The organism is Streptomyces sp. CA2R106, assembly GCF_037034245.1.
Taxonomy (GTDB): Bacteria; Actinomycetota; Actinomycetes; order Streptomycetales; family Streptomycetaceae; genus Actinacidiphila.
This window is the reverse complement of record NZ_JBAGKC010000005.1, coordinates 135,054-152,626: the sequence shown is the minus strand read 5'-3', so window position 1 is coordinate 152,626 and position 17,573 is coordinate 135,054. Positions and strand designations below refer to the sequence as shown.

Here is a 17,573-nt window from a genome sequence, read left to right as displayed (position 1 = left end):
CGGGCCTGAGCTCAGCCACGGGGGCCGGAGCCGGCGGCCGTCCTCAGACCGCGCCGTTGAGCATGCGGATGTTCTCCGCCTGCGGTCCCTTGTTGCCCTGCGTGACGTCGAACTCCACCTTCTGGCCCTCCAGCAGCTCACGGTAGCCGGTGGCCTGGATGTTGGAGTAGTGGGCGAAGACGTCGGAGCCGCCGCCGTCCTGCTCGATGAAGCCGAAGCCCTTTTCCGAGTTGAACCACTTCACGGTTCCGGTTGCCATAATCCATCTCCTACGGGGTATTGCGGGTTTCCAACACCGCACTGTACGGAATCGGACCCCGGGTGCCGATCACCCCACACCGGTAGAAAACGGCAAAAACCAGTCCGGCCGAGCGCAGGCCGGTCCACGCCCCGGCCCCGGCCGGAAAACCGGATGAGCGCTGTCACACGGTGGGCCTAGTGTCGACAAGTGACCTCTGCCACCAGCGACACGACCGCGCCCGACCACCGCCACCGATCCACCGTCCGCTCCCTGCGCCGGCTGTGGCCGTACGTCAGACCGGTACGGGCGAGACTGGCCCTGTCGGCGGTCGTGGCGGTGGTGGCGTCCTGCATGTCGCTGTTCATCCCGCTGGTGCTCAAGTGGATGGTCGACGGCCCGGTCCAGGACCGGGACCCGGGCGGGGTGTGGCTCGGCGGCGGCATCGTCCTGCTGCTCGGGCTGCTGGAGGCGGGCCTGTTCGGCGTCCGCCGCTGGCTGGTGGCCCGCCCGCTGGCCGGCGTCGAGGCCGCCATGCGCAAGGACCTCTACGAGCACCTGCAGCGGCTGCCGGTCGACTTCCACGACCGCTGGGCGTCGGGCCAACTGCTCTCCCGGGCCACCATGGACCTCCAGATCCTGCGGATGTTCCTCGCCTTCCCGCTGGTGTTCCTGGTGGTCAACGCCGCCACGGTGCTGATCGGCTTCGCGATCCTCTTCGCCCAGTCGTGGCTGCTGGGACTGCTGCTGCTCGCCCCGGCCGTGCCGCTGATGATCCTGTGCTCCTACTTCGAGACCCGCTACGCGCTCGCCGCCCGCCGGGCCCAGGACCAGGCCGGCGACCTCGCGACCCTCGTCGAGGAGTCCGTGCTCGGCATCCGCATCATCAAGGCGTTCGGCCGGCACCGCAGCCAGGCCGCGTCCTTCCGCCGCCAGACCCGCGCGCTGTGGGACACCGAGATCGACAAGGCGCGGCTGCTCTCCAACATCTGGGCGGTCATCATGACGCTCCCGGAGATCGCCCTCGGCGCCGCCCTCGTGGTCGGGGCGCTGCGGGTCGCCGACGACCGGCTGTCGGCCGGCACCCTGGTGGCGTTCCTGTCCACCGCGCTCACCCTGCGCTGGCCGGTGGAGTCGATCGGCTTCCTGCTCGCGATGAGCAACGAGTCGGCCACCGCCGCCGACCGCTACTTCGAGGTCCGCGACACCCCGCGGACCGCCGACGCCGCCGACACCCCCGGTACCGTCGACACACCCGATGCCGCCGACACCCCCGGTACCGCCGACGCAGCAGCCGCAGCCGCTGCCGACCGCGGGGATCGCCCCGACGGCATCCGGCTGGCCGGCGTCCGCTTCCGCTACCCCGACGCGCCGCCGGACAGCCCCGAACTGCTGCGCGGCATCGACCTGCACATCCGCCCCGGCGAGACCATGGCCCTGGTCGGCGCCACCGGCTGCGGCAAGACCACCCTCACCGCGCTGCTGCCCCGGCTGCACCGCGCCACCGGCGGCCGGATCACCCTGGACGGCGTCGACACCGCGGACCTGGCCCCCGGCCGGCTGCGCGAACTCGTCGCCGTCGCCTTCGAGGAACCCACCCTCTTCTCCGCCACCGTCCGGGAGAACGTGGAGATGGGCGCCGGGCCGCAGGGCGCCGACGAGGAGGACGTCCGGCGGGCACTGGCCGTCGCCCAGTGCGACTTCGTCGACGCCCTGCCGCAGGGCCTGGACACCCAGGTCGGCGAGCAGGGGCTGAGCCTGTCCGGCGGCCAGCGGCAGCGCCTCGCGCTGGCCCGTGCGGTGGTCGGCCGCCCGCAGTTCCTCGTACTGGACGACCCGCTCTCCGCGCTCGACGTGCACACCGAGGCCCTGGTCGAGGCCGCACTGCGCGACGTGCTGCGGGCGACCACCGCGCTGGTGGTCGCCCACCGGCCCTCCACCGTCATGCTCGCCGACCGCGTGGCCCTGCTCGCCGACGGCCGGATCACCGCGGTCGGCACCCACGCGGAACTGCTGCGCGACAGCGCCGAGTACCGCTACCTGATGTCCGGCGCGCCGGCCGACGGCGCCGCCGCACCCGGCCGGCCACCACGTGGAACACCCGCGGGCCCCGGCGCCGCGCACCGGCCCGGCGGACTCGCCGCCCTCGAAGGGAGCGACGCCCGATGACCGCCGAACTCGTCGACACCGCCGACCCGTTCGACCGGGACGTCCTCCCGGCACCGCGCAACGCCCAGCTCACCCTGCTGCGCTCGCTGCTGCGCCCGCACTCCGCCCGGGTGTGGGCCGCCGCGATCTACCTGCTGGTGCAGCAGGCCGCCGTCCAGGTCGGCCCGCTGCTCGTCGCCTACGCCATCGACCACGCCATCCCCGCGGTCCGCGACGGGCGGCACGGCCCGCTGGTCGCGGTGGCCTGCGGCTACATCGGCTGCGGCGTCGCGGCCGGCGTGCTGCAACGGGTCTTCATCAGGACCGCCGCCCGGGTCAGCCAGGACGTCCTGGTCGACCTGCGCGGGCGGATCTTCCGGCACGCCCAGACCCTCAGCCTCGACTTCCACGAGCGGTACACCTCCGGCCGGCTGATCGCCCGCGCCACCTCCGACGTCGAGTCGATCCGCGAACTGCTCAACGACGGCCTCGACGAACTCGTGGAGGTCGTGCTGTCCGCGGTGTACATCACCGCCCTGCTGCTCTTCCTGGACTGGAAGCTCGGCCTGCTGACCCTGGTGTCGTACGGGCCGCTGTACCTGGCCATCCGCAGCTACCAGCGGCGCGCGGTCGAGGCGTACCGCAGGCGCTCCACCGCGATCGCGGCGGTGATCGTGAAGTTCACCGAGACGATGAACGGCATCCGCCCGGTCAAGGCGTTCCGCCGCGAGCAGCCCAACGACACGGCGTTCGCCGAGCTCAACGAGCGGCACTACCGGGCCAACGGCGACGCGATCCTGGAGATGGCGCGCTACGTCGTCCGCTCCCGGCTGATCGCCAACGTCACGATCGCCGGGATGGTGCTGTGGGGCGCCTACCGGGTGGCCGGCGGCAGCATGGCGCTGGGCGTCCTCGCCGCCTTCGTGCTCTACCTGCGGCGGCTGTACGACCCGATCGACCGGCTCGGGATGTTCCTCAACTCCTACCAGTCCGCGGCCGCCTCGCTGGAGAAGATCGCCGGGCTGCTCGCGCAGGCGCCCACGGTGCCCGAGCCGGCGCAGCCGGTGCCGCTGCCGTCCCGCGCGGCGGGCGCGCTGCCCGGGCGGGAGGTCGTCTTCGACGGCGTGCGGTTCGCCTACCGGACCGGCGGGGAGGTGCTGCCCGCCTTCGACCTGCGCATTCCGGCCGGGCAGACCGTCGCCGTGGTCGGCGCGACCGGCGCCGGCAAGTCCACGCTCGCCAAGCTGCTGGCCCGCTTCTACGACCCGACCGACGGCCGGGTGCTGCTCGACGGGGTACCGCTGCGCGACCTCGGCCGGGAGGACCTGCACCGCGGGGTGATCATGGTCACCCAGGAGGCGTTCCTCTTCTCCGGCACCGTGGCGGAGAACATCACCATCGGGCGGCCGGACGCCACCCGCGAGGAGGTCGAGGCCGCGGCCAAGGCGATCGGCGCGCACGACTTCATCGCGGCGCTGCCCGACGGCTACGACACGGACGTCCGCAAGCGCGGCGGCCGGATCTCCGCGGGGCAGCGCCAACTCGTCGCCTTCGCCCGGGCGCTGCTCGCCGACCCGGCGGTCCTCATCCTCGACGAGGCGACCTCCTCGCTCGACGTCCCCGGCGAGCAGGCGGTGCAGCACGCCATGGACACGGTGCTGCGCGGCCGCACCGCGGTGATCATCGCGCACCGGCTGTCCACGGTGGAGATCGCCGACCGGGTGCTGGTGATGCGGGCCGGGCGCGTCGTCGAGGACGGCGCCCCCGCCGAACTCATCGCCGCCGACGGTGACTTCGCCGGGCTGCACCAGGCGTGGGCGGACAGCCTGGTGTAGCCCGGCGGGGCCTTGGGCAGCCGGGTCTCAGGCGGCCGGGCCGGTGAAGTAGTGGCCCTGGTCGAGGTCTTCGAGCAGGCCGGGGCCGGCCGGCCGCCAGTCCAGCAGTTCGCGGGTGCGGGTACTGGCGGCGGGGCTGTCCAGGCCGACGAAGGTCGCCATCCAGGTGAAGTGCGCGGGCGCGTCCTCCGGGGAGATCGACGCCACGGGCACGTCCAGGTGGCGGCCGATCACCTCGGCCACGTCGCGCAGGGCCACGCCCTCCTCGCCGACCGCGTGCAGCACGGACCCCGCGGGGGCGGACTCCACGGCCAGCCGGAAGAGGGTCGCCGCGTCGGAGCGATGGACCGCCGGCCAGCGGTTGGTGCCGTCGCCGACGTAGGCGGAGCGGCCGTTGGTGCGGGCGGCGCTGATGATGGTGGGCACGAAGCCCTGGTCGCCGTCGCCGTGCACGGTCGGAGGCAGGCGCACCACGGAGGAGCGGACCCCGCGGTCGGCGAGGGCGACGGTGGCCCGGGCGTTGTCCATCCGCTTCGACGGGCCCGCCCCGTGGTCGTCCGCGAGGCCCGTCAGCCCGTCCTCCTCGGTCAGCACCCGGCCCGGGGTCAGCCCGAGCACGCCCCCCGCGATCACCAGCGGCTTGCCCGTCCCGGCGAGCGCGTCGCCGAACGTGTCGATGGCCAGCCGGTCCGCGTCCGCGGCCGCCTCGAACCCGCCGCTGAACGCGATGTCGTGCTTGAACGCCAAGTGGATGACCCCGTCCGCCCCCTCGGCCGCCTCCCTCAGCGTCTCCACGTCGTCGAGGGTGCCCCGCACCACCTCGGCCCCCGCCTTCACCAGCGCCTCCGCCGACGCGTCCGACCGCGCCAGCCCCACGACCTGGTGCCCCGCCCCCAGCAGCTCCGGCACCACCGCCGACCCGATCCAACCCGACGCACCCGTAACGAACACACGCATGACCCAACCTCCTCGCACACGGGCGACCAGCCATCCGGCCACCCCGATGTCAGCCACTGTCATCAACCCTAACACCCCATGACACCCCCTGCCATCACCCCCCAACCAACGGCCGGCCCCACAGCAACGGCTGGCCGCACCCCCACCGAGGCCCAGGAACCGTGCCGCCGGAGGCGGCGTAGGGGCGCGGGGAACTGCGCGCCCAGCCACCCCCCGGCGCGCACCCGGGCGAGAAGGGGCACCGCAGCGGCGGCTGGCCGCAGCCCCACCGGGGTTCAGGGACCGTGCCGCCGGAGGCGGCGTAGGGGCGCGGGGAACTGCGCGCCCAGCCACCCCCCGGCGCGCACCCGGGCGAGGAGGGGCACCGCAGCGGCGGCTGGCCGCAGCCCCACCGGGGTTCAGGGACCGTGCCGCCGGAGGCGGCGTAGGGGCGCGGGGAACTGCGCGCCCAGCCATCCCCCGGCGCGCACCCGGGCGAGAAGGGGCACCGCAGCGGCGGCTGGCCGCAGCCCCACCGGGCGCGCCCGGGCAAGCTCGTGCACCGTAGCGGCGGGTCGCCGCAGCCCCACCGGGGGCGCGGACCCGGGCGGCGGGGGCACCCCGCGAACGGGGGGCGCGGCTGAACCCGCGGAGCTACCTGCCGGGGAGGCTCCGCACGGACCGAATCCCGAGAAGCGTCGCCGCGACGACCAACGGCACCACCCCGCCGACAAGAAGAACATCCCGCGCACCGAACACCGCGGACGCGGGCCCCGCCAGCGCCTGCCCGACAGGCACCATCGCAATGGACCCGGCCACTTCGTACGCGTGGATGCGGTTGAGGATGTCCCCGGGCACATGGGTCTGCACACTGGTCGCCCAATTGACACCCCAGTACGCCGAACACGCCCCCGCCACCAGCACGCAGCAGGCGATCGCCCAGACCGGCAGGCCGAGACCGACCGACGTCGGCATCAGCGCCACCCCGAACAGCGCGAGCGACCCCGCCCGCAGCGGCCGCGCGGACCGCAGCCGCATCGCGCACAGCGCCCCGAGCGCCGTACCCCCGCCGAGCGCGGAGTTGACCAGCCCGTACGCGCCCGCCCCGTGCGCGGGGATGATCTGCGCGGCGGCGAGCGGCGTGTACGGCCCGACCGTGCACACCATGTACACCATCCACACGAGGATCACCGACCACATCCACGTGCGGGCCCGGAACTCCTGCCAGCCCTCGACCAGATCGGCCCGGAAGGACGAGACGGCGGCGGCGAGCCGCGGCGGCGGGGGCGGCAGCCGGAGCGAGAGCAGGCACAGCGCGCTGGCGAGGTACGTACCGGCGTGCGCGGCGAACACCACACCGGTGGAGGTGAACCCGACGAGCACCCCCGCCAGCCCCGGCCCGACCAGCCCGGCGACGGACTCGGCGGTGCGGACGACGGCGTTGGCGCCCTGCACGTCGTCCGCGACGCGCACGATCGTGCTGGCCACCCCCGGCTGGAACATCGCCGCGCAGATGCCGTTGACCACCGCGATCAGCGCCACCTCCCACAGCCGCACCTGGTGGACGGCGAAGAGCACCGCCGCGGTGGACTGCGTGCAGACCCGCACCAGGTCCGCGCCGACCATCATCGCGCGGGCGTCGAACCGGTCGGCGAACACCCCGCCGAAGACCACGAACCCCGCGAAGCACGCGGTGGACGCGGCCATCACCAGCCCGATGTCGCCGGCGGAGTAGCCGTAGCCCAGCAGACCGGCCGACAGCGCGACGGGCAGCATGGTGTCGCCGAGCATCGCCACCGTGCGGGCGGTGAAGAAGGCGCGGAAGTTCGCCGACCACAGCGGGCCGGCGGCCGGGCGTACCGTGAACCCCGAAGCGGCGGCGGTGACTTCGGGTCCGGGTTGCGGAGTGCTCACGGTGCCAATATGGACTGGACCACTCGGTGATTTCCACAGGGTTCTGACCTGCGAGATGCCCGGTTCCGCGAGCCCGCCCGGGCCGACCGGCTCACTGCTCGGCCGGCCGTACCCGCAGCAGCCGCACCGACCGGGCCGCGACCGTCAACTTCCCGCCGTCCGAAAGGAGTTGACCGCCGCCGCTCCCGTCGCCCTCCGCCGCGGTGTCGAGCACCGCCTCGTACCCCGCCGCCCACGGCACCCCGGGCAGCGTGAACTCCAGCTCCCGCGCACCGGCGTGCACGATCAGCAGGAAGCTGTCGTCCACCACCGGCTCCCCGCGCGCGTCCCGCTGCGGGATGTCCCGTCCGGACAGCAGCATCCCCAGGGTCGCGGACGGCGCGAACCAGTCCCGTTCGGCCAGCTCCCGCCCGTCCGGCCCGAACCAGGTGACGTCCGGCAGCCCGTCCGGCGTCAGCGACAGCCCGGAGAAGAAGCCGCCGCGGCGCAGCACCGGGTGCGCGCGGCGCAGCGCGATCAGGCGGGCCGTCAGGTCGAGCAGCGCCGCGTAGGACGGGTCCTCGCGCAGCGACCAGTCGACCCAGCCGGTCGGGTTGTCCTGGCAGTAGGCGTTGTTGTTGCCCTGCTGGGTGCGGCCCATCTCGTCGCCGGCCACCAGCATCGGCACCCCGGTGGACAGCAGCAGGGTGGCGAGCAGGTTGCGCAGCTGGCGGTGGCGCAGCGCCAGGACGGCGGGGTCGTCGGTGTCGCCCTCGGCGCCGCAGTTCCAGGAGCGGTTGTCGTCGCTGCCGTCCCGGCCGTCCTCGCCGTTGGCCGCGTTGTGCTTGCGGTCGTGGCTGACCAGGTCGCGCAGGGTGAAACCGTCGTGCGCGGTGACGTAGTTGACGGAGGCGTACGGCCGGCGGCCGCCCCAGTCGTAGAGGTCGCTCGACCCCGACAGGCGGTAGCCGAGGTCGCGCACGTCGGTGGTCGCGCCGCGCCAGAAGTCCCGTACGGTGTCGCGGAACCGGTCGTTCCACTCGGTCCACAGCGGCGGGAACGCGCCCACCTGGTAGCCGCCGGCGCCGACGTCCCACGGCTCGGCGATCAGCTTCACCCGGCGCAGCACCGGGTCCTGGGCGATCACCGCGAGGAACGGCGAGAGCATGTCCACGTCGTGCAGCGAACGGGCGAGCGCGGCGGCGAGGTCGAAGCGGAAGCCGTCCACGCCCATCTCGGTGACCCAGTAGCGCAGGCTGTCGGTGATCAGCCGCAGCACGTGCGGCCGCACGACGTCCAGGGTGTTGCCGCAGCCGGTGTAGTCGGTGTAGCCGCGGCCGTCGGCGCCCAGCCGGTAGTAGCCGCGGTTGTCGATGCCGCGCAGCGACAGCGTCGGGCCGCCCTGGCCGCCCTCGGCGGTGTGGTTGTAGACCACGTCGAGCAGCACCTCGATGCCCGCCGCGTGCAGCGCGCGCACCATCCGCTTGAACTCCCCGACCTGGCCGCCCCGGCTGCCGCTGGCGCTGTAGGCGGCGTGCGGGGCGAAGTAGCCGATCGAGTTGTAGCCCCAGTAGTTGCTCAGCCCGCGGCGCAGCAGGTGCTCCTCGTCGGCGGACTGGTGCACCGGCAGCAGCTCCACCGCGGTGACGCCCAGCCGGGTCAGGTGCGCGATCGCGGCCGGGTGGGCCAGCCCGGCGTAGGTGCCGCGCAGCTCCGGCGGGATGCCGGGGTGCCGCCGGGTGAAGCCGCGCACGTGCAGTTCGTAGATGACCGTGTCCGACCAGGGGGTCTTGGGGCGGCGGTCGTCCCGCCAGTCGTCGTCGTCCTCGACCACCACGCCCTTGGGGACGTACGGCGCGGAGTCCCGGTCGTCGCGCACGGTGTCGGCGAGGCCCGCCTCCGGCCAGTCGCGCACATGGCCGTACACCTCGGGGGCCGCGGTGCCGAAGCTGCCGTCGACCGCCCGCGCGTACGGGTCGAGCAGCAGCTTCGCCGGATTCCAGCGGGCGCCGGTCCACGGGTCCCAACGGCCGCCCACCCGCAGGCCGTAGCGCTGCCCGGGCCGCACCCCGGGGACGAAGCCGTGCCACACCTCGTGGGTCAGCTCGGTCAGCGGGGCGCGGGTCTCGGTGCCGTCGTCGGCGAACAGGCACACCTCCACCCACTCCGCGCCGCCGGCCCACAGCGCGAAGTTGGTGCCGGGCGTGCCGTCCGGGCCGGGGTGGAAGCGGGCGCCGAGCGGCTGCGGGGAGCCGGGCCAGACGGTGGTGGTGGCGGACGGCGGTGTGCGGCCGGCGGGCGGGGGCGTACGGCGGCCGGTGCGCGGCCCCGGCGGTGCGGCCGGGGCCCCGGGTATGCCCGGCGGGCGGCTTCCGGGGCTGGCGCCCGGTCCCGGCTCGGGGAACGGCTCGGCCCGTTCCGCGTCGAACTCACGGGTCTCGGACATGTCTCAGCCCTCCAGCGGCTCCCCGGTGCCGCGGGGCGTCCCGTGCCCGGCGGCCGACCGACCCTGAGCAGTCCGCGCACCCTTCGCGGTCCCCGCACGCGTCGCGCTCCTCGCAGGGATTGTTCCCCCGTGGCCGGGCCGTCACCCTGACGCCGCCGTGCAGTCACCAACGCGGCACGACATCGTTGACCTTGCGTGACACGTGATGTGACGGGTGATGCTGCGGGGGACATGACGGGCGCGGGAGCCGGCGGCGGGAGGGCCGGGACGGCGCGCGGGCCAGCGGGCGGGACGGCGGGCACGGTCCCGTACAGGGTGCCGCGCGCCCGCCGTACGGCACGGGGACCGCTCGCGGTGCTCGCCGCCTCGGTGGCCGCGCTGGCCGTGCTGGTGGCCGGCTGCGGCTCGGGCGGCGGCTCCGACGGCAAGCCGCACGGCTCGGCCCGCCCGCACCCGACGACGAAACCGCCGACGTTCGTGGGCATCTACTCCCCGGAGCAGGGCACCACCGTCGGCACCGGGATGATCATCTCCCTGGACTTCACCCGGGACATCACCGACCGGGCCGCGGTCGAGCGCGGCGTCAGCGTCACCAGCGTGCCGCCGGTCGAGGTCACCGGCCACTGGTTCGGCGACCGGCGGCTGGACCTGCGCCCGGCCCGCTTCTGGCGCGCGGGCACCCGCGTCACCCTGCACCTGCGGCTGCGCGGTGTGCAGGGCGCCCCGGGTGTGCGCGGCACCCAGTCCAAGGACATGTCCTTCGCCATCGGCCGCGACCAGCACAGCACCGTGGACGTGCTCGCCCACACCATGACCGTCGTCCGCGACGGCCGCCCGCTGCGGGTGCTGCCGATCTCCGCGGGCAGCGACGCGCACACCACGTACAACGGCATCATGATGATCTCCGAGAAGTACGCGGTGACCCGGATGAACGGCAGCACGGTCGGCTTCGGCGGGGAGTACGACATCCCGGACGTGCCGCACGCGATGCGGCTGACCGCCTCCGGCACCTTCGTACACGGCAACTACTGGTCGCCGCCGGGCGTGTTCGGCACGGCGAACGTCAGCCACGGCTGCGTGGGCCTGCGGGACGTCAAGGGCGGCGGCGCGGACACCCCCGCCGGGTGGTTCTACGGGCAGTCCCTGGTCGGTGACACCGTGGAGGTGGTGAACTCCCCGGACGCCGTGGTCGCCCCGGACAACGGGATGAGCGGCTGGAACCTGAGCTGGCCGGAGTGGACGGCCGGGTCCGCGCTCTGAGCCGCGGCGCCGTGCCGTGACCCGGTGCCGCGGCCCTGCGCCGCGCCGTACGGAACCGTGCGGGTGAACCGCGTGTTGACTGCCCGTGTCCCCGGGGTAGACGCCCTGATGGCAGTTGGGACGAAACGGTGACATTCCCGTGGCGGCGTGCTCCTACTTCGTATGGTTTTCTTGCGCTGGCAGGGGGAGTTCGGGTGTGTCGCGGTATGGGGAATAGGGGAACAGGAACTGTGAAGCCGATAGGTGGGGCCCGGCGTGCCAGACGGCACGCGGCCGCGGCTGTGGTGCTCGGCGCGCTGATGCTGGTGGTGACCGCGTGCGGTCCGAACGGCGGCAGCAAGGCGAGCTCCGGCAGCGACGACGGCAAGGGCGGTGGCGCGTCGACCAGCGCCACCGACACGACCGTCTCGAAGGCGGTGGTCGACATCGCGCCCAAGGACGGTGCGAGCAACGTCGCGACCACCGGCGCGCTCAAGGTGTCGGCGTCCAACGGCAAGCTGTCGTCGGTGACCGTGAAGGACGACAAGGGCAACGCGGTCGACGGCAGCATCGCCGCCGACGGCCTGTCGTGGGCGCCCAGCGGCCATCTGAACACCTCCACCGAGTACACGGTGGACGCCGCCGCGAAGGACTCCTCGGGCCGCGAGTCCGACAAGCACGCGACCTTCACCACGGTCGTGCCGAAGGACACCTTCGTCGGGTTCTTCACCCCCGAGGACAACTCCACGGTGGGGGTCGGCATGGAGGTCTACCTCAACTTCAACCGGCCGATCACCAACAAGAAGGCCGTCGAGGCCGGGCTGAGCGTGACCGCCTCGCCGTCCGTGCCGATCGCCGGCCACTGGAACGGCGACACCCAGCTGTTCTTCCGCCCGCAGGACTACTGGGCGGCCGGCACCAAGGTCACCCTCAAGCTGGACCTCGACGGGGTCGAGGGCGCGCCCGGGGTGTACGGCAAGCAGAACAAGTCGGTGCACTTCACGGTGGCCCGCCGCCAGGTCAGCGTGGTGGACGCGGCGAAGCACACGATGACCGTCTACCGCGACAACAAGGTGCTCAAGACCATCCCGATCTCCTCGGGCGCTCCGGACCACACCACCTACAACGGCAAGATGGTGATCTCGGAGAAGTACATCAAGACCCGGATGAACGGCGACACGGTCGGCTTCGGCGGGGAGTACGACATCCCGGACGTGCCGCACGCGATGCGGCTGACCAACTCCGGCACCTTCATCCACGGCAACTACTGGGCCGCGACCTCCGTCTTCGGCCACAGCAACACCAGCCACGGCTGCGTCGGCCTGCACGACGTGCGCGGCGCGGGCGACCCCGACACCCCGGCCGCCTGGTTCTACAACAACTCGATCATCGGGGACGTCGTCCAGGTGATCAACTCCAAGGACAAGACCGTCCAGTGGTACAACGGCCTCAACGGCTGGAACATGCCCTGGAGCGAGTGGACCGCCTGATGTGTTCGCTCACCGTGGTGAGGTAGGTACGGCCCGTCCCTTCGCGGGGGCGGGCCGTCGTCGTACGCTCCGGGCATGACTGATACCCCGGTGACCCTTGAGGTCGAAGACGGCGTCGGCACCATCCGGCTGGTCCGGCCGCCGATGAACGCGCTGGACGCGGCGATGCAGGACCTGCTCAAGGAGCTGGCCGAGCAGGCGGCCGCGCGGGCGGACGTGCGGTCGGTGGTGGTGTGGGGCGGCCCGGAGGTGTTCGCGGCGGGCGCGGACATCAAGGAGATGCGGGCGATGTCGTACCAGGACATGGTGGACCGCTCGCGCGGCCTCCAGGACGCCTTCACCGCGGTCGCCCGCATCCCCAAGCCGGTGGTCGCGGCCGTCAACGGCTACGCGCTGGGCGGCGGTTGCGAGCTGGCGCTGTGCGCGGACATCCGGATCGCCGCGGAGGACGCCAAGCTGGGCCAGCCGGAGATCCTGCTCGGGCTGATCCCGGGCGCCGGGGGCACCCAGCGGCTGGCCCGGCTGGTGGGCCCCTCGCGTGCGAAGGACCTGATCTTCACCGGCCGGATGGTCACCGCGGCCGACGCGCTGGCGATCGGCCTGGTCGACCGGGTGGTGCCGGCCGACGAGGTGTACCCGCAGGCGCTGGAGTGGGCGCGGCGGCTGGCGCGCGGCCCGGCGTACGCGCTGCGGGCCGCGAAGGAGGCCGTGGACGGCGGGCTCGACACCGACCTGTCCAGCGGGCTCACCCTCGAACGCACCCTGTTCGCCGCGCTGTTCGCCACCGAGGACCGCGAGACCGGTATGCGCAGCTTCATCGAGAACGGCCCGGGCAAGGCGGAGTTCGCCTGATCCCGCGGCGGTCCGCCCGGGCCGCCGGGCCGCCGCCGCGCGGGGCGCAGGTGGCGGAGGTGACGCCGGTTCAGATGAATTAGCCGGGTTACCGGGCGAAGCCGTCCCGTTACGGCCATCATGAGGGCATGGCGGGACGGGGTGGAGCGGAGCAGTCACGGCAGGCGGCTCAGGAGGTTGCCACGGCACCTCTGGCGGCCATGGTGACCCCGGCCCGCCCCGCGGCCGACGCTGCCGGCGACCGCCCGGCCTGCGGCGCCGCGGACGGACGCGCGGAGGTGGACGACGACCCCGACGACGTGGCGGCCGCGGCCGCGCGGGCGCTGGAGCGGCTCGGCGACCCCTCGGTCAAGGAGGTGCACCTCACCTCGCGGCCGGAGTCGGCCGCCCTCGCCCGTCGGCTGGCGCTGTCGGTGGTGCGCGGCTGGGGGCTGCCGCACCTCGCGGACACGGTGGAGCTCCTCGTCTCGGAGCTGGTCGGCAACGCGGTACGGCACACCGGCGCGCGCACCTGCGGGCTGCGGATGCACCGGCGGCGCGGGCGGGTGCGGGTGGAGGTGCGGGACCCGTCGCGGGCGCTGCCCTGCCGGCTGCCGGTGCGCGAGATGGACACCAGCGGGCGCGGACTGTTCCTGGTCGACAAGCTCTCCGACCGGTGGGGCGTCGATCTCCATGCGCGCGGCAAGACCACATGGTTCGAGCTGCGGGTCATGGACCGGATCTGAAAGGGAAGAGGCCCTCCGCGCGTCGGGGGGGATGACTGCGGGGGGCCTCTTCTACATCGCCGCGAAGCAGGGGGGGTGTTCCGCGGCGGTCCTGGAACGGCCGAGCCCGGGTCGGTGGCGGCCGTTGTCTACGACTGTGGCACGGGTCGGGGTGCAAGAGCAAGTTTGGCAAGCGTGTCACTCGCCACAAACCGGGCATATTACTTGGGGATGAAAGGGTGACATGTGCCACCACCTTGTAAATGATGGCTAAACTCTCTCATGACCTTTTCATATAGAGAATGCTTATGTGACTGGTGAGACCCTGTAGGGGGCGGTCCCTGACCTGGTGGTGGGGTAAGCCCCCGAGGAAGTCCGGGGATGTGCCGGATGGGCCGGGCCGCGCCGCCACGAGAAGGTCGGGTGGTCGGTCGGCAACACGAGGAGAGCCCGTGGCAGGCAGCATGGCAGCAGCGCAAGAGCGTACCGCCCCGGCGGCGGTGCGCGCGCTGCCGGCGTTCGTGCGGTTCGTGGTCTTCGGCGGCGGCGTCACCCTGCTCGGCAGCGCCGCGCTGCTGCTGGTCGGCGACCGGGCGCCGGTCGCCGCCGCCAACGCCGTCGTCACCGTCGCCACCACCCTGCTCGCCACCGAACTCCACACCCGCTTCACCTTCCGGCGCGGCCGGGCCGGCTGGAGCGACCACTGCGCGAGCGGGCTGACCGTCCTGCTGTCGTACCTCTTCACCACCGGCGCGCTGCTCGGCTACGACGCCCTGCACACCGGCGGCGGCGCCCTGCTGCGGCAGGGCGTCTACCTCGCTGCCTCCGGCGCCGCCGGCATCGCACGCTTCCTGCTGCTGCGGTACGTCTTCGCCCGGACCCGGACCGGAGCCGGAGCGCGCACCTGGGCCCGTATCCGGGTCCGTACCCGCATCCGGGGCCGAGTCCGGGTCGGATCGGGCCGGCCCGCCGCGCGGGGGGTGCGGGCCGCCCGGATCGCGGCCGCCCTCGCCGCCACGGCGCCCGGGGCGGGCCCCGTGCTGTGGGCCGCCGCCACCGCCTGCCCGCGCGAACCCGCGCCCAGCGCGCCGAGGGTGCTGGCGACGTAGCGCGCCACCGGGCGGGCACGGGTCGGCCGGCCGGGCGAACCGGCTTTCGCCCGCGCGGAATCCGCCCGGGGGCAGGACGGGTCGGCCGGGCCGGTGAGGGATGCTGGAAGGCGGTACGCGATCACCGCGACCGCGACCAGCAACGCCGTACCCCGCACGCCGCCCCGCAGTCGGCCCACCCAGGAACGGACCCGCCATGACCAAGGCCATCGCCCTCACCGAGTTCGGCAGCGCGGACGTGCTGCACGCCACCGACATCGAACTGCCGGAGCCCGGGCCCGGACAGGTGCGCCTCGCCGTACGCGCCGCGGGCGTCAACCCGATCGACAGCAAGATCAGGTCGGGCGCCATGCAGGAGGTCTTCCCGGTGACCTTCCCCTACGTCCCCGGTGTCGAGGCGGCCGGCGTGATCGAGGCGGTCGGCCCCGACGTCACCCATCTCGCCGTCGGTACCGAGGTGTTCGGCCGGGTGGCCACCGGCGCCTACGCCGAGCAGGCGCTCGCGTCCGCCGACGCCCTCCTGCCCAAGCCCGCCGGCCTGGACTGGGCCGAGGCGGCCTCCCTGCTGGTCGCCGCCGAGACCACCTACCGCGCCCTGGAACGCCTCGACCTGCACCCCGGCGAGACCCTGCTCATCCACGGCGCGGCCGGCGGGGTCGGCTCGGTCGCCGTCCAGTTCGCGGTCGGCCGCGGCCTGAAGGTGATCGGCACCGCGAGCGAGGCCAACCACGCCCGGCTGCGGTCGCTGGGCGCCGTACCGGTCGTGTACGGCGACGGGCTGGTGGCGCGGGTGCGGGAGGTCGCGCCGGACGGGGTGGACGCCGCGTTCGACCTCGCGGGTCGGCCGCAGGCGCTCGCCGACTCGGTCGAGCTGACCGGGGGCACCGCGCGCGTCATCACCGTGGCGAACGCCGCGACCGCGAAGGAGTCCGGGGTCGCCTTCACCGGCGGCGGTGACGCCGACCGCAGCCGGCCCGCGGTCGCCGAGGCCCTGGAACTGCTCGCGACCGGGAAACTCCGGCTCGCCGTGCACCGCACGTACCCGCTCGCGCAGGCGGCCGACGCACAGCGGGAGAGCGAGGCCGGGCACGCGACCGGGAAGATCGTCCTGACCGTGTGACCGTGTGACCGTGTGACCGTCGGCCGTACGGCGGATGCGGCCAACGCGGCGGGTGGGCCGGGCTCGTCAGCCCGGCCCACCCGCGTCCCGTGCGGTGGCACTTGCGACCGGTGGCCTTACGGGGCCTTGTTGTAGACCGCCACGTAGTCGATGTTCATCTGGCCGCCGGAGACGGTCGAGGCGTTGGGGCCGCCGCCGAACGCGTCAGGGAAGCCGCCGCCCATCGCCAGGTCGTAGATGATGAAGAACGGGTGGTCCACCGCGTTCGCCCACGTGGTGGCGTCGACCTGGGTGGAGTTGACGGTGAAGTAGTTCTGCCCGTCGAGGTACCAGCGGATCTGCTCGGGCGAGGTCGAGCGGTCGATCTGCACCGCGTACGTGTGGTAGCCGGTCTGGCAGCCGGAGCAGGCGCGCTCGCCGGAGCCGATGCCGGTCGACTCGTTGCACGGGCCGCCCGGGTTGGTGCCGCAGTGCAGGGTGCCGAAGACCGAACTGCGGGCGTTGATGTCCTCCAGGATGTCCACCTCGCCGGAGGTCGGCCAGGTCACGCCGTCGCGCAGCGTCGAGCCGAGCATCCAGAACGCCGGCCAGTAGCCGGCGCCGTTGGCCGTGGTCAGGTCCGGCTGCTGGATCGAGGACTGCATCATCACCACGCCGCCGGCGGGCGCGCCGAAGCTGTCGCTCTGCGTCTCGATCCGGCCCGACGTCCAGCCGGAGGCCGGGTCCGAACCGTCGTGCAGCGCCTTCAGCACGAGGTGGCCGTTGCCGTCCTCGTACACGTTCGACGTGCTGTCGGTCATCGTCTCGATCTCACCGGTGCCGAAGTTGCTGCCCGGGCCGGTGTCGTACTTCCAGTCCGAGGAGGGCACGCCGGTGCCGGAGGCGCCGTTGAAGTCGTCGCTCCAGGTGGTGGTGAAGCCGGCCGGAGGCGCGGGCACGTCGCTGGGCGCGACGGCGACGGCGGCGTGCGAGGCCGGGGCTGCCGCGCTGCCGGTGCCCGTCGCCGCGGTCATCCCGGCGAGGCTCAGCGCGGCGACGGCCACCGCGGTCAGCGCCAGCCGCGCCCGCGACCTGCGGCGCCGCCGCGCGGCCCGGCCGGTCAGCGGCGGGGCGCCCTGCGTCATCTCCTGCTCTGGCAGTGGTCCGCTGGACATGTGGTCTCCTGTCCCGATCGGAAAATGTGGGGGGTAGCGCCCGTCGGCGCCGAAGTGACCGGAAGGCGTGCGCGGTTCACGGGGCGCGCCGCGGCCCGGTGCGCGGCCGGCCACGCGTGCGGTTCGCGGCGGGCCGGGGGCGGCCGGAACCGTTTGCGACCCGGCTCCCGCGCCTGCCGCGGGCATATTGCTGCCATGAGTTGCTCCTGTCCGGGTGGGGGACCGTGTACAGGCCGCACCGCTCTGTGAGAGCGCTCTCTTCTGGTCAGACAGAAGGTCTAGTGCCCCGGTTTCGCCCCGTCAACCCGTGTCCCCGGCGCCAGGCGCGTCCCACACAAACCCTGCGCAACTCCCGCCCCGCGCATCCGGGGTGCCGGGCTCCTCCGGGGCCGGAGCGGCGGGGATGCCC

General features: G+C 73.6%; 13 protein-coding genes. 8 read left to right on the top strand and 5 right to left on the bottom strand.

Going from position 1 to position 17,573, the window contains the following annotated elements:
* Positions 1-43: 43 nt before the first annotated feature.
* Positions 44-259, bottom strand: a complete 216-nt coding sequence (locus tag WA788_RS10070; RefSeq protein ID WP_335974580.1) for a cold-shock protein — start codon at positions 257-259, stop codon at positions 44-46.
* Between the two features lie 189 nt (positions 260-448).
* Here WA788_RS10070 and WA788_RS10065 point away from each other — a divergent pair, with 189 nt between their 5' ends.
* Both WA788_RS10065 and WA788_RS10060 read left to right on the top strand, forming a co-directional pair.
* Positions 449-2,407: an ABC transporter ATP-binding protein gene (locus WA788_RS10065; protein ID WP_335974579.1), complete on the top strand. Its 1,959-nt coding sequence runs from the start codon at positions 449-451 to the stop codon at positions 2,405-2,407.
* Positions 2,404-4,221 (top strand): ABC transporter ATP-binding protein, encoded by a 1,818-nt coding sequence (locus tag WA788_RS10060; protein ID WP_335974577.1) that lies wholly within the window; start codon positions 2,404-2,406, stop codon positions 4,219-4,221. The genes WA788_RS10065 and WA788_RS10060 overlap by 4 nt, the downstream gene beginning before the upstream one ends.
* 27 nt (positions 4,222-4,248) lie before the next feature.
* Here WA788_RS10060 and WA788_RS10055 read toward each other — a convergent pair whose 3' ends face one another.
* The 3 genes from WA788_RS10055 to glgX form a co-directional block, all read right to left on the bottom strand.
* Positions 4,249-5,178 (bottom strand): SDR family oxidoreductase, encoded by a 930-nt coding sequence (locus tag WA788_RS10055; RefSeq protein ID WP_335974572.1) that lies wholly within the window; start codon positions 5,176-5,178, stop codon positions 4,249-4,251.
* 633 nt (positions 5,179-5,811) lie between these two features.
* Positions 5,812-7,071 (bottom strand): MFS transporter, encoded by a 1,260-nt coding sequence (locus WA788_RS10050; protein ID WP_443034001.1) that lies wholly within the window; start codon positions 7,069-7,071, stop codon positions 5,812-5,814.
* A 91-nt stretch (positions 7,072-7,162) separates the two neighbouring features.
* Positions 7,163-9,496, bottom strand: coding sequence for a glycogen debranching protein GlgX (gene glgX / locus WA788_RS10045; protein WP_335974567.1), 2,334 nt, complete (start codon positions 9,494-9,496; stop codon positions 7,163-7,165).
* Between the two features lie 315 nt (positions 9,497-9,811).
* On the opposite strand from glgX, the gene WA788_RS10040 reads away from it, so the two are divergent.
* The 6 genes from WA788_RS10040 to WA788_RS10015 all read left to right on the top strand — a co-directional run bounded on the left by WA788_RS10040 (position 9,812) and on the right by WA788_RS10015 (position 16,010).
* Positions 9,812-10,756, top strand: a complete 945-nt coding sequence (locus WA788_RS10040) for an Ig-like domain-containing protein (RefSeq protein ID WP_443034000.1) — start codon at positions 9,812-9,814, stop codon at positions 10,754-10,756.
* Positions 10,757-10,962: 206 nt separating this feature from the next.
* A complete protein-coding gene (locus tag WA788_RS10035; protein WP_443033999.1) occupies positions 10,963-12,225 on the top strand; it encodes a L,D-transpeptidase in 1,263 nt (420 codons plus the stop codon).
* Between the two features lie 75 nt (positions 12,226-12,300).
* Complete coding sequence (locus WA788_RS10030) at positions 12,301-13,077, top strand: enoyl-CoA hydratase/isomerase family protein (RefSeq protein WP_335974559.1); 777 nt, start codon at positions 12,301-12,303, stop codon at positions 13,075-13,077.
* A 128-nt stretch (positions 13,078-13,205) separates the two neighbouring features.
* Entirely contained in the window at positions 13,206-13,802 is a 597-nt protein-coding gene (locus WA788_RS10025) for an ATP-binding protein (protein WP_335974556.1), read from the top strand.
* A gap of 443 nt (positions 13,803-14,245) precedes the next feature.
* Positions 14,246-14,890, top strand: a complete 645-nt coding sequence (locus WA788_RS10020) for a hypothetical protein (RefSeq protein ID WP_335974552.1) — start codon at positions 14,246-14,248, stop codon at positions 14,888-14,890.
* Positions 14,891-15,086: 196 nt separating this feature from the next.
* Positions 15,087-16,010 carry an NADP-dependent oxidoreductase gene (locus tag WA788_RS10015; protein WP_335974547.1) on the top strand — a complete coding sequence of 308 codons (924 nt, stop codon included), beginning with the start codon at positions 15,087-15,089 and terminating at the stop codon, positions 16,008-16,010.
* 116 nt (positions 16,011-16,126) lie between these two features.
* Here the strand turns inward: WA788_RS10015 and WA788_RS10010 are convergent, their stop codons facing one another.
* Positions 16,127-17,164: a glycoside hydrolase family 16 protein gene (locus WA788_RS10010; protein ID WP_335974541.1), complete on the bottom strand. Its 1,038-nt coding sequence runs from the start codon at positions 17,162-17,164 to the stop codon at positions 16,127-16,129.
* Between the last annotated feature and the right edge of the window lie 409 nt (positions 17,165-17,573).